Raw genomic sequence first — 11,327 nt, forward strand, 5'->3', positions numbered from 1 at the left:
ATTGCTGACGCCTTGCCTGGAGCACAGGTGTTGCCCGGGCGTTTCAACGTCGTGCAAATGGCAATCGGAGTGCGCAAACGAGCCGCCTCGGCGCTTCCCACCGTTGATGAACTCGTGACCGGAATGCGGTCCGATGGCACGGTGGAGAAAGCGATTACCGAAGCCGGGCTGCGGGGCGTTCGGGTTCCGAATTAGTCGCCCAACAGTCGGATAGTGTGGAGCTTGGACCACTTAGTCCGTTCTGGGTCATTCGCGTCGGTTCGCTCGGACCACCGCGACTTCCGGTCTACCCCGGTGAACGGACATCTCAGGATAGGCAGGCATGTCTCAGAGGGGCCAATGGGCACAACTAGTACAGATACTTCACCAGTCGCCCCCAGCGCTGTTCATCTTCTCTCGGAGGACCAAGGAAAATTGATATATCGATCACGGGTATTATAACAAATATTACCGTACATTTTTAGATACGCGGCACGGCGCTTAGGGTCGCGGTACACCGCTGCCGGGTCGGCCAAGTCCGACTCGTACGAACTCATGTTGTCGGACGTCAGCAGCTTGGGCAGAATGTCCATGGCCTGCGGAACACTTTTCCCTTCCAGCCAATCTGCAGCGTGCTGGGCCATGGCATAACCGAAAACGGGAGATGCGAGACTGACGCTTGTCTTGTAGGGACCGCCTTGCTTTATCTCTGCGACCGCTTCCGGCTCGCCATCGATACCGCCTAAAAACTGTTGCGGGCGCGCCTTGCCAGCCTCCCTTAGAGCGGTCAGCGCGCCTAAAACCACCGTGTCGGCGCCCATGACAACGTCAATGGAGGGGTCGGCGAGAAGGATGGTGCGCATCATGGCGGCACCACCTTCCTTGTCGACGGTCGCCGGTGAAATATCTGCAACGATGGTAACACCCGGAATCTCCTTGAGTGAGTCACGGATGGCGGCAAAGCGGGGCGCCAAAAATTGAAGACTATCGTGTGTCAGCAACACGACCTTCGCCTTGCCCCCAAGCTTCCCTTTGATGTAGGCGGCCGCCGCATCGCCGAGCACCTTTCCCGTCAGGTATTGCGGAGCGTTTAGAAGGGAGATAGCCGGCGGTGGAACAACAGTCCCGACATACCCGCCCGACCAGATGACCTTCTGAAGACTCCGACTCAGAGATGGCGCATCGACCGGAGCGGCGACAACCGCGCCAACGTTGGCGGTTTGCAAAATGTCTACCTGCTCGATCATTTTTTTTGGATCGTTGTTGGCCAGCGCCAGCTGAAATTCGAGGCCTCGGTCTTTAGCAGCCATGGCGAGGCCGCGTGCAACACCTTGCATGAATTGGCGTTCGTTATCCTGCGCAAAGACCAATATTTTATGGAGCCCAGGAGGCGCCACGCAGAGGGGCGACCGTTCGTCGAACTGTGGCAGCACAATCGGCGAAGTAATGCCTGGCGGCCCGTCCTGCGCCATCGATAAGCTAATGCCGGCAACCAAACAAAGCAAAAGACCCAATGCGCCGCCGACGGCAGCTCTATTCACGGTGCTAAGCGCAGCACCCAATGACGTCGTCGCGCTTTTCCAGGATGAAACTCGGGGACCATTCATATCAATCGGCCGGTAGCGGAAACGTAAGACGCGCAAGGGTGCCGGGCTGACGCGCGAAATATCCCACCTCGCCGCCAAGATTGCCAGCCATCGCTTTCACCAGCCGCGTTCCCAACCCGGTGCCCTTGATCGCACCGCTATCAATCCGACCGATACCGTCATCCTCCACGAGCAGTTCTCCCCGGCCATCCGACAAACGCTTCAAATTTACCCGGACCTCGCCGCGGCGCTCGGGATAAGCATATTTGAATGCATTCGTGACCCATTCGGTGACGACCACGCCGAGATTGATGCTGGAATCAGTCGGCAGCTTGAGTGGCTCAAGATTGTAGTCGAGCGACGCCCCATGGCCTTCGTCCTGCATCGAACTCTGCAGGCTAAGAAGCAAACCTGACAGATATTCGTCCAACGCTACCAAGCGCACGTCACCCGAACTGTAAAGCTTCTTATGCACATCCGATATTGCATAGATACGGGCCTCGGTCTCGGCAAGCGCATCCTTGGCAATTTGGTTTTGTACCGCGTTCGATTGAAGCCTCACCAACGAGGCAACCATCATCAGACTGTTGGCGACCCGGTGATTGACCTCGGCCAACAACACTTCGGCGCGATCGCGCGCCTGCGCCAAGGCGGAAGTGCGCTCCTTTACCCTTTGCTCTAAATTGACATTAAGGTTTTTCACCTCGTCACGCGCCTGGGCGATTCCGACCGCATAACGAATACCAAGAATGGTTACTCCGCTAACAACCAGCACAATGATGACGCCGCCAAGCAGCGACACCCAGCGTAGCTTTGCCGCATTTTCACTCTGCTCAATCACACCAGCGATGAGCCGCTCGTCGGTCATTCTGATAATGCTGGAAAGGAAGACGTTTGCTTCGTCCATCAATGCTTTGCCGCGATTGGATCTGAATATCGCAAGCGCTTCGGCATCGCGCTGCTCCTTCTTCAACGCGATCGTGCGATCCATTTCGTCGATTTTTTCGCCGATGACGGTCGATAGCCGCCGAAGCATGGCATCGGCTTGCCTGTAGGACACCAGCAATACTTTAAGCCGGTCGAGTTGCCGCTCTAGAGACACCTTCGCGCTATCGTAGGGCGCAAGATAGATTTCGTTGCCGCCGACGATGAATCCGCGCTGGGCTGATTCCGCGCTCTGAATCGCACTGCGGAGTTCAACCGCCGAGATACGAGTATCACGCGCCTCGATGGCATCGTTAGCGTACGTCTGAGCCCGCTCGCCAAGCCAGATGGTCATCCCGACGATGCCCAGTAGGGTCAGAAGCCCAATAGTAAGCAAAACACCGGTGTATCTGAAAACAAAACGCCCTGAAATCGGCATTGCGTACGTACTCATAAATCGATCGTGACTTCAAGCGCCGGACGGGTAGTGGATATCGGACGCGAGAGTCATCGACTGAGGCGGCTTACGCGGTCGGCGGGGCACCGTTAAGGAGCTGGGAAACTGCGGTGACGAGTTGCGCCAGAGCAAACGGCTTTGCTAGCAGAAGGCTATTTGGAACGCCCTTGGATGCCCATTCCTCGCCATGAGTGCCGGTCATATAGACGACGGGCATTGCTGGATCGATCTCCCTTGCGACGCGGGCCACTTCCCAGCCATCCAGTCCTCCGGGCAGATCGATGTCAGTCACGACTGCGCGAAATTTGGAATCGCCTTTGAGAAGCGTAATTGCTTCGTTGCCAGATGGTGTAATGGCCGATTCAAAACCACCGTCTGAAAGAGCTTCTTCCACTAAATCCCTAATAACCTGGTCGTCCTCGACGACCAGAACCGCAACTACGTCATCCATTCACTATCCCCCTTGGTGCTGCTTACAGTCCTCCGGCGGGGCAAGTGAGGCTGAGCTCATTCGTTCCAAAATAATGTTCAAAAGTGAACTTATCCGGTAAACTACGGGGGTCCTTAGTCCGATGGCTGTGATCCGCACAAGTTCCAGATTGAAGGCCGCTCCCGTAACAACGCCAGTTCGGCCATCGACAGTTAGTTTCGCGTCTGCGATGAGATTGCCGTTCGGGTTATAGATGTAGCCGCCGTTCCCAGTCTGCACGTTCACATGCCATTGCGGAAGGAACACGCAAGCGCCCGGTCCAAAGTCGGTCGATGATCCAACGCGCGTTTCCCGTCGTTAGACGGGTAAGGCTTCGGCCGATGCCCGCCCTGTCGATTACCACATGAGCGCTCGATGCTGACTTACTTCACGGCTTATTTTGCAACACTGGCAGTCTTCGTGCTTTGCGACATGGCGTGGCTTGGATCGATGGCAAGCCGCCTCTATCGTCCGACGCTCGGCGACATTATGCGCGCGGATGTCAATCTCCCCGCCGCGATCGCCTTCTATGTGATTTACCCCATCGGGCTCGTGATCTTTGCCATCCTGCCGGCTCTGAAGTCCGGAAGCCTTGCGCAGGCGGTGCTATACGGCGCGCTGTTCGGCTTCTTCACCTACATGACTTACGACTTGACCAATCAGGCGACACTGCGGAACTGGACCACCCCGCTCACCGTAATCGACGCGGGTTGGGGAACGCTGCTTGGGGCAATTGCCGCAGCGGCAGGTTTCTGGGTGACCATGAAATTCGCCGTCTGACGCACAAACTATCTTTTTGGGAACGGAAAAAACGGCCGAGTGCGCGCCTGAAGCCTACGAAATTGCGCGCCACGCGAGCGCAGCATGTGTTCTTCCAGCGGCGGAATTCCGGAGACGTAAACCAGCACCCAGTACATGCAGGCAGGTGCCAGCAGCGCAATCCAGCCGAGGGGATTCGCGCCCGTCAAGTCGATCGCGATCAGTGGATAAGCGAGCCAGCAGAGCCATTCGAAGAAGTAATTCGGATGGCGCGACAGGCTCCAAAACCCCTCCTCACATATCCGCCCGCGATTGCCCGGGTCGGATTTGAAGCGCCGCAACTGCCAGTCTGACACGGCCTCGCCGGCGAGAGCGCCGACAAGGAGCGCAATGCCCAGCAAATCCACCGCACCGAGACCCTCTCGCGGATTATGCGCCGCAAGTGCGACAGACAGCGTCAGGATCAGTCCGACCGCCGCCTGCGATTGCAATTGCAGGAACATCCGCAGATTTGCGCTGGCCCCCCATTGTTTGATCAAATCGCGGTAGCGCGGGTCGTCCCCGGCCTCCCTGGTGCGCACCAGAATATGGCCGCCCAGTCGCAGCGACCAAAGCGCGATCAGGACCGCGACCACGATTTGCCGCGCGCTCGGTGCGTGAGGTGCAGACAACGGGATAAGGCTGGCGACGACCGCCACGCCCCCGACGCCGAACGTCCAGAATACGTCGATCCAGCCAGTATGGCCCGTCGTCCGTTGAGCTTGCCAAGCTGTTGTCATGATCGCCGACAGCAGTAGCCCCACCACGGCAGCCAGAAAGATAAACTGGAGCACGCTCATCCCGGACGCTTCCCTAGGCACGTCTACTAGCGTTGCGGGCGATCACATCCTGATCAGCGGCTGAAGCAGACGGCCGATGATACCGTTCAATTTCAGTTCACCTTGCATCGCCACCAGACAGATGCAGTCCTCCGACGAGTCGATCATCACCTCGTGATCGGTCGCGCCATCCCCAAAGTCGAAATCGCCAGGGCCGAAATGTCCGCCGGCGTGCGCAAAGCTCCCCGTTAAGATGCAGGTCATCTCGAAGCCGGTATGGGTGTGCTCGATCATCTTGGTGCCCGGCTGCGACTTCAAAAGAAAAACTCTGGTCGCACTTGCTTCCGGCAATCGGATAGGCCGCAAATGCACCTTCGGTGCGATCCATTTCCACGAACTAGATGGGTAATCGCGCACGAAGGGCGGCAGACCGGGAACGTCGGTGATCCCTGTTGCCGCTTTCCTCAATCCGGTCGCAACCGCAGGAGCGAGCCCGTCCAGCCGCGTTTCAACGGCAGCAAGCGCACCCGGAGACATCGCGGTTGCCGGCAACGCTGTCAGGACCCCGCCCCCAACGTGTTCCATAGCGTGCACAACGCGGCGGCAATGCTGACAGCCAGTCAGGTGGGTTGCAACCGCAATATGCTGTCCAAGGTCGAGCATCCCGGCCGCAAACGCCGTCAATAGTTCATCCGGCGGATGGTGAACAATCGTCATGAGAAATCACCCAACAGGCCGCGCAACCGATTCATAGCGAGCCGCAACCGCGATTTGACCGTCCCAAGCGGAATCTGGAGCGTCTGGGCGATTTCCGCATGCGCCCTATCATCAAAGAAGGATAATTCGATCACCCGCAACTGATCGTCCGGCAATGCGGCCAAGGCGCTGCGGACCCGCGACTCAGTCTGCGCCGCGGCCAGTCCGGCGTCGGGCGACGGGCCATCGTCGACCTGAAACTCGAGGTCGATGTCGTCCGTACCTGCAGTTCGTGTACGCTTTTCCCGGCGTAGCGCGTCGATGCGCAGATTGCGCGCGATGGTAAATATCCAGGCCGAGGCACCGACGCTGTTGGGATCGAAAAGATTGGCCTTTGACCAAACCGTCAGCAGAGCTTCCTGCGCGAGCTCGTCGGCACTTTGCTCGCTCGCGCCGGAACGCCGCATGAAGGTCTTTATCCGCGGCGCAAAATGCGTGAACAGGGCCGCGAAGGCCTCGCGATCCTTTTCCCTGGCGACAGCTGCAATCAGGGCAGCCCATCTGGCTGCGTCCGACGTCGCGTCGTCCGGTTTGTCATTCAGCATGCAGCGCGAACGCTCCCATTCGCAGACGGTTCTGCGAGGTGAGTACCGGATCGCGGGGGCGCTGGCCAGAGTGCTGGCCCCCCGAGGATGTTGTACGGCGGCAGGCATATTGCCGAAACGGATCCCCGGCCTGTTTGGATCACCGGTGATCCAAACCCGTCTGGGTATCGTTTTTATTCACATAGCGGCCCGCGACGCGAGCCGTTAAACGCTGGTTGGTGGAGCGCAACGGTGTCCCAGGATGGTATCCGCTTAAGGGTGGCGGTGGTCGGAACCGGAATTTCCGGCCTGGCCGCGGCATGGCTGCTCAGCCAGAAGCACGATGTGACGGTGTACGAACAGTCCGACCGGATCGGCGGGCATTCGAACACGGTGATCGCATCAATCGATGAAAAACAAGTCCCGGTCGATACCGGCTTTATCGTTTTCAACCGCGCCACCTACCCAAACCTCGTCGCCCTGTTTGAGCATCTTTCGGTTCCGACCAAGCCTTCCGATATGTCGCTTGCCGTCTCGCTCGGAGATGGCGATCTGGAATATTCCGGCGAGGGAATCGGCGGCCTGTTTGCACAGCGGCGCAATTTGTTTAGACCCCGCTTCTGGTCGATGTTGCAAGATCTCGTGAAATTTTACCGCCAGGCGACACGCGATGCGGATCTTCTGACGGACGAGTCAATCTCCCTCGGCGAATACCTCGCAGCGAACAGATACGGCGCCGCGTTCCGTGACGACCATTTGCTGCCGATGGCGAGTGCGATTTGGTCGGCGCCGCCAGACGAGATCCTGGCCTTTCCGGTCGCGACATTCATCCGCTTTCACCGCAATCACGGCTTGCTGCAACTTACGCAGCGGCCGCAATGGGAAACCGTGGATGGGGGCAGCAGAGTCTATGTAGAACGCCTCGCCCGGTCGTTTGAGGATGGGATCAAACTGGATACCAGTGTAGTTGCCGTGCGGCGTGATAGCGATGGCGTGGAAGTGACGGACTGCCGTGGCAGATCTCAACGATATGACCACGTGGTCATGGCGACGCACGCCAACCAGGCGCTTTCGGCGATCGCTGATCCGACCGCAGACGAGGTTAAGCTGCTGGGCGCCTTTCGCTACAGCCGGAACCTTGCCGTCCTTCATTCGGACCCGGGTTTCATGCCGAGGCGCCGCGCGGCTTGGTCCAGCTGGAACTATACCGGCGAGCGCGTGGCGGCTGATGGCGGTGTTGGCTTGACCTATTGGATGAACCGGCTGCAACGCATTCCAGAAAGCACTCAGCTATTCGTCACGCTTAATCCGTCGCGCCCGCCCCGCGCCGGCACATTGCGTCACAGCGAAGTCTACGAACATCCGATATTTGACGCAGCCGCGATCGCGGCGCAGCGGCGGCTTTGGTCCCTGCAAGGGATTGGAAACCTTTGGTTCTGTGGCGCTCATTTCGGCGCCGGCTTTCACGAAGACGGGTTGCAGGCCGGTCTTGCCGTCGCCGAGCAGCTCGGCGGGCTGCGTCGGCCCTGGAACGTGCCCCATGAGTCCGGCCGGATCACGCTGGCCGAGGCTCCGCGCGCGATCGTGCCGGAGCTGCAGCGATGACATTTGAATCGGCGCTCTATACCGGCGCGGTAATGCACCGGCGGTTGCGGCCGGTGGCGCATCAGTTTCGCTACCGCGCGTTCTGGCTGTTGATCGACCTCGACGAGCTGCCGCTATTGGCAGCGCGGCTCCGGTTGCTGTCGCGCAACCGGTTCAACCTTTTCGCCGTGCATGATGCCGATCACGGCGACGGCAGCGCGACGCCGTTGCGCAACCAGGCCGAGCGGATACTCGCACAAGCTAAAATCGACATCGCAGGCGGACCGATCAGCCTGCTCTGCATGCCGCGGACGCTCGGCTACAGCTTCAACCCGATCAGCATCTATTTCTGCCATCGAACCGATGGGGAGCTCGCCGCCATCGTTTATGAAGTTCACAACACGTTCGGCGAGCGTCATTCCTACGTCAGTGCGGTTGAGTCGAGAACCGGCACTATCCGGCAAAATTGCAGCAAGGCGTTCCATGTATCTCCGTTCATGGATATGGAGCTGGTCTACGATTTTCGGCTGTCCGCACCTGCGGAACGCATCGCGATCGGTATCAACGCCAGCAAAGGCGGTCAGCGCGTGCTCAACGCCTGTCTTGTCGGCGCGCGCCGCGAACTAAGCGACGGCGCGCTGCTCCGGCTCTTTTTTGCGGTTCCGCTGATCACAGCCAAAGTCACGCTGGCTATTCACTGGGAAGCATTACGCCTGTGGCTGAAGGGGATGCGATTGCGCAACCGGCCTCCCCCGCCAGCGCGACGTATCACTGTTGCGGACAGCATATCACAACACCGGAAGTCCCATGTCGCTTGAAAGCCAACATACCGCGCCAGCATCGGTCGATGCTGCAACCAAGCCGACATCCCGCACGTCGCTGAACTCGTTCATGCAGCGCATGCTTCGCAAGATCGATTGCGGTGAGATTCTGGTGCACACGCCCGCCGGCCGACGATTTCTGATCGGCGGCAAACGAACCGGCGAACAGACCCATTTAACGATCCATAGCTGGAAATGCATGCTCCGCCTGCTGACCAGCGGCGACCTCGGTTTCGCCGAGGGATACCTTGCGGGCGAATGGTCGACGCCGAACTTGCATTCATTCCTAAGCGCGGTGGCGCGTCGTTCGACCGACGCGGCGTCGTTCGAGGGACTGAGGCCACCTCAACCCGTGACCAAGTTTCGCCATGCGCTGAACCGCAATACCAGACGCGGCAGCCGGCGCAACATCGCCGCCCACTACGATCTCGGGAATGATTTTTACCGGCTCTGGCTCGATCCCAGCATGACTTATTCGTCCGCGATCTATTCGTCGCCGGCCGAAACCCTTGATCAAGCCCAGCGCAACAAGCTCGACCGCGTGACCGAATTACTTGAACTCAACGGTGGCGAACGAGTGCTCGAGATCGGCTGCGGCTGGGGCGGGTTGGCCGGGCATATGATCCAGTGCGCCGACTGCCACGTGACGGGATTGACGCTATCAAACGAGCAACTTTCCTATGCGCGACAGCAGCTGGCCGAGCGCGGTTACGCAGAAAAATCCGACCTCAAGCTGCAGGATTATCGCGACGAACGTGGGACTTACGATCGCGTCGTATCGATCGAGATGCTGGAAGCTGTCGGTGAAGCCTATTGGCCCACATTCTTCGCAAATCTGCGTCAGCGGCTTAATCCGCACGGCTCCGCGGTCCTGCAGGTCATCACGATCGACCAGAGCCGCTTCGAAAGCTATCGCCGCCGACCGGAATTCATTCAACGCTACATTTTTCCGGGAGGGATGTTGCCGACCACGGAAATACTCGAGCAGCAGGTCGCACAATCCGGATTGCGGCTGACGTCATCGGAATTCTTTGGCGACAACTATGCCCAAACGCTCGCGGACTGGCATCGCCGCTTTCTAGAAGCCTGGCCGTTCATCAAGGCGCTCGGATTCGACGATCGCTTCAAGCGGATGTGGGAGTATTATCTGATCTACTGCCGCCTGGGCTTTGAAATCGGCATTCTGAATGTCGGGCTCTATAAGATTGAGCCCCAGCCCACCACTCAACGAGGCGCTTCAGCGTAAGCAACGAATTTTCGCGCCATGATGACTTCAGGCGAAGGCGTATTTTGGGCAATGTTCTTCGAACCCTGAGAAATATTAGCAGTTGACTGCCTGGAGCCAATGGATGCCTTCACGCGAAGACGCAGGAAGCGCTGCAAAAAGCCTTAACGGAGCCGCGCCGAAACTGTCGTACCGGCGCGGCATTAACGAAGCTAGGTCTAGCTTGCAGGCATCAAAACGTTGTTGACCACGTGGATCACGCCGTTCGACTGGTTGACGTCGGCAATTGTGACGGTGGCGGAGCCACCCTTCGCGTCCACTATCATGACCGCGCCGCCGGATTTCTTAACGGTAAGTTGTTCGCCCTCGACCGTCGTCAGCTTCTGCCCGTCTAACAATTGCGCCGCGTTCACCTTGCCCGGTACCACATGGTACGTAAGTATCTTCGTGAGCGTCGCCTTGCTTTCCGGTTTCACGAGCGTATCCACCGTGCCCTTGGGCAATTTGGCGAACGCTGCGTTGGTGGGAGCAAAGACGGTGAAAGGGCCCGTGCTCGACAGGGTATCTACCAGTCCAGCGGCCTTGACGGCCGCGACGAGGGTGGTGTGATCCTTCGAATTGACCGCATTCGCAACGATGCTCTTCGACGGATACATCGCAGCACCGCCGACCATCACCGTCTTGTCCTTCGCTTGAGAGAGCGTTGCCGACCCAAATGCGGCGAGCGAGAGTGTCGCGACGGAAAAAAGCAAGCGAGAATTCATCTCTGTACTCCATTCATGTTTGGGGATTGCGAGGAGGCCGTATTCCTGAACTGAGAAAAACCTACCCACCGTTTGTTGCGTCTGACATGTAACGACGCCTGTCGCGGGCCGGATCACGTCGGCATGAATCTTTTATTAGCGAACGCGCTGGTGATCCGTCAGGCATCGAACAACGTTTCTACAAGTGCGAATTACGTCGTGGCGGACGGTCTGTTGGAGACGCTGTGATACGATGCTTCACAGGATGCGCGCTGCGCCGCATTGCCAAAAAGCGAATGATGTCATCCATGATGCGCCTTACCGCTTTCGTTGTTTTCGTGATCGGGGGCGGCTTTCTGATCGGATGAGTTGCCGGCCTTCTTGCCAGCGCCGGTCTTCAACTTCAACGGATCACACCTTTGGATATCTCCGAAGCACTCATAGAGGCGACACCGGTTTAGCCGACACGAGCTTCGTCTTCCAGCCATACTGCGGGTATTCTCACCTAGCGGACATGGATGTTCGACCGAATGACCGCTTGGCGCCATGAGCGGCCAGTCGCAAATCGAATAATAACGATGTCTGCTTTTCACAGAAGCGGCCATCGCCCGCCAGATTAGCGATGTCCGAAAAGTGCCATGAAGAGACATGCCGTGAGCCGTTGCTCAAACGATAAGCGCCC

At 58.5% G+C, this 11,327-nt stretch carries 14 protein-coding genes; 6 read left to right on the plus strand and 8 right to left on the minus strand.

Features of this window, described 5'->3' with window-relative positions; translation table 11 throughout:
• Nucleotides 1-195 (plus strand): hypothetical protein (locus JQ611_RS40895; RefSeq protein ID WP_409411341.1); only part of this gene is annotated, 195 nt, incomplete at its 5' end.
• A 191-nt stretch (nt 196-386) separates the two neighbouring features.
• On the opposite strand, the gene JQ611_RS40900 is transcribed toward JQ611_RS40895, so the two are convergent.
• The 3 genes from JQ611_RS40900 to JQ611_RS40910 form a co-directional block, all read right to left on the minus strand.
• Nucleotides 387-1,541 (minus strand): sugar ABC transporter substrate-binding protein, encoded by a 1,155-nt coding sequence (locus tag JQ611_RS40900; protein WP_249133854.1) that lies wholly within the window; start codon nt 1,539-1,541, stop codon nt 387-389.
• Between the two features lie 46 nt (nt 1,542-1,587).
• Nucleotides 1,588-2,943, minus strand: a complete 1,356-nt coding sequence (locus tag JQ611_RS40905) for a sensor histidine kinase (protein ID WP_249133855.1) — start codon at nt 2,941-2,943, stop codon at nt 1,588-1,590.
• Nucleotides 2,944-3,013: 70 nt separating this feature from the next.
• On the minus strand, nt 3,014-3,397 hold the full coding sequence (locus tag JQ611_RS40910; protein WP_212263364.1) for a response regulator: 384 nt from the start codon (nt 3,395-3,397) through the stop codon (nt 3,014-3,016).
• Between the two features lie 393 nt (nt 3,398-3,790).
• Between JQ611_RS40910 and JQ611_RS40915 the strand changes: the two genes are divergently transcribed.
• A complete protein-coding gene (locus JQ611_RS40915; protein ID WP_212263363.1) occupies nt 3,791-4,195 on the plus strand; it encodes a DUF2177 family protein in 405 nt (134 codons plus the stop codon).
• 8 nt (nt 4,196-4,203) lie between these two features.
• On the opposite strand, the gene JQ611_RS40920 is transcribed toward JQ611_RS40915, so the two are convergent.
• From JQ611_RS40920 to JQ611_RS40930, 3 genes are read right to left on the minus strand one after another with little or no spacing between them, the layout of a single operon-like run.
• Nucleotides 4,204-5,013 carry a DUF1295 domain-containing protein gene (locus JQ611_RS40920; RefSeq protein WP_212263362.1) on the minus strand — a complete coding sequence of 270 codons (810 nt, stop codon included), beginning with the start codon at nt 5,011-5,013 and terminating at the stop codon, nt 4,204-4,206.
• 42 nt (nt 5,014-5,055) lie between these two features.
• Nucleotides 5,056-5,709, minus strand: coding sequence for a ChrR family anti-sigma-E factor (locus JQ611_RS40925; RefSeq protein ID WP_212263361.1), 654 nt, complete (start codon nt 5,707-5,709; stop codon nt 5,056-5,058).
• Nucleotides 5,706-6,155 (minus strand): sigma-70 family RNA polymerase sigma factor, encoded by a 450-nt coding sequence (locus JQ611_RS40930; protein ID WP_249133856.1) that lies wholly within the window; start codon nt 6,153-6,155, stop codon nt 5,706-5,708. Before JQ611_RS40930 ends, JQ611_RS40925 begins: the two co-directional genes overlap by 4 nt.
• Between JQ611_RS40930 and JQ611_RS42310 the strand changes: the two genes are divergently transcribed.
• From JQ611_RS42310 to JQ611_RS40945, 4 genes are read left to right on the plus strand one after another with little or no spacing between them, the layout of a single operon-like run.
• On the plus strand, nt 6,154-6,501 hold the full coding sequence (locus JQ611_RS42310; RefSeq protein ID WP_249133857.1) for a hypothetical protein: 348 nt from the start codon (nt 6,154-6,156) through the stop codon (nt 6,499-6,501). The genes JQ611_RS40930 and JQ611_RS42310 overlap by 2 nt on opposite strands.
• 23 nt (nt 6,502-6,524) lie before the next feature.
• A complete protein-coding gene (locus JQ611_RS40935; protein WP_312012403.1) occupies nt 6,525-7,877 on the plus strand; it encodes an FAD-dependent oxidoreductase in 1,353 nt (450 codons plus the stop codon).
• A complete protein-coding gene (locus JQ611_RS40940) occupies nt 7,874-8,674 on the plus strand; it encodes a DUF1365 domain-containing protein (protein WP_212263359.1) in 801 nt (266 codons plus the stop codon). The genes JQ611_RS40935 and JQ611_RS40940 overlap by 4 nt, the downstream gene beginning before the upstream one ends.
• Nucleotides 8,664-9,923, plus strand: a complete 1,260-nt coding sequence (locus JQ611_RS40945; RefSeq protein WP_212263358.1) for a cyclopropane-fatty-acyl-phospholipid synthase family protein — start codon at nt 8,664-8,666, stop codon at nt 9,921-9,923. The genes JQ611_RS40940 and JQ611_RS40945 overlap by 11 nt, the downstream gene beginning before the upstream one ends.
• A 197-nt stretch (nt 9,924-10,120) precedes the next feature.
• On the opposite strand, the gene JQ611_RS40950 is transcribed toward JQ611_RS40945, so the two are convergent.
• Both JQ611_RS40950 and JQ611_RS40955 read right to left on the minus strand, forming a co-directional pair.
• A complete protein-coding gene (locus JQ611_RS40950; protein WP_212035975.1) occupies nt 10,121-10,666 on the minus strand; it encodes a fasciclin domain-containing protein in 546 nt (181 codons plus the stop codon).
• 480 nt (nt 10,667-11,146) lie between these two features.
• Nucleotides 11,147-11,327 (minus strand): hypothetical protein (locus tag JQ611_RS40955; protein WP_212468795.1); only part of this gene is annotated, 181 nt, incomplete at its 5' end.

Source organism: Bradyrhizobium sp. AUGA SZCCT0182, from assembly GCF_018130185.1.
GTDB lineage: Bacteria > Pseudomonadota > Alphaproteobacteria > Rhizobiales > Xanthobacteraceae > Bradyrhizobium.

What these genes read in the sequence shown, in the direction of transcription:
- JQ611_RS40905 (WP_249133855.1), bottom strand. Translation starts at nt 2,943, where the DNA reads ATGAGTACGTACGCAATGCCGATTTCAGGGCGTTTTGTTTTCAGATAC.
- JQ611_RS40910 (WP_212263364.1), bottom strand. Translation starts at nt 3,397, where the DNA reads ATGGATGACGTAGTTGCGGTTCTGGTCGTCGAGGACGACCAGGTTATT.
- JQ611_RS40915 (WP_212263363.1), top strand. Translation starts at nt 3,791, where the DNA reads ATGCTGACTTACTTCACGGCTTATTTTGCAACACTGGCAGTCTTCGTG.
- JQ611_RS40920 (WP_212263362.1), bottom strand. Translation starts at nt 5,013, where the DNA reads ATGAGCGTGCTCCAGTTTATCTTTCTGGCTGCCGTGGTGGGGCTACTG.
- JQ611_RS40925 (WP_212263361.1), bottom strand. Translation starts at nt 5,709, where the DNA reads ATGACGATTGTTCACCATCCGCCGGATGAACTATTGACGGCGTTTGCG.
- JQ611_RS42310 (WP_249133857.1), top strand. Translation starts at nt 6,154, where the DNA reads ATGAAGGTCTTTATCCGCGGCGCAAAATGCGTGAACAGGGCCGCGAAG.
- JQ611_RS40930 (WP_249133856.1), bottom strand. Translation starts at nt 6,155, where the DNA reads ATGCGGCGTTCCGGCGCGAGCGAGCAAAGTGCCGACGAGCTCGCGCAG.
- JQ611_RS40940 (WP_212263359.1), top strand. Translation starts at nt 7,874, where the DNA reads ATGACATTTGAATCGGCGCTCTATACCGGCGCGGTAATGCACCGGCGG.
- JQ611_RS40945 (WP_212263358.1), top strand. Translation starts at nt 8,664, where the DNA reads ATGTCGCTTGAAAGCCAACATACCGCGCCAGCATCGGTCGATGCTGCA.
- JQ611_RS40950 (WP_212035975.1), bottom strand. Translation starts at nt 10,666, where the DNA reads ATGAATTCTCGCTTGCTTTTTTCCGTCGCGACACTCTCGCTCGCCGCA.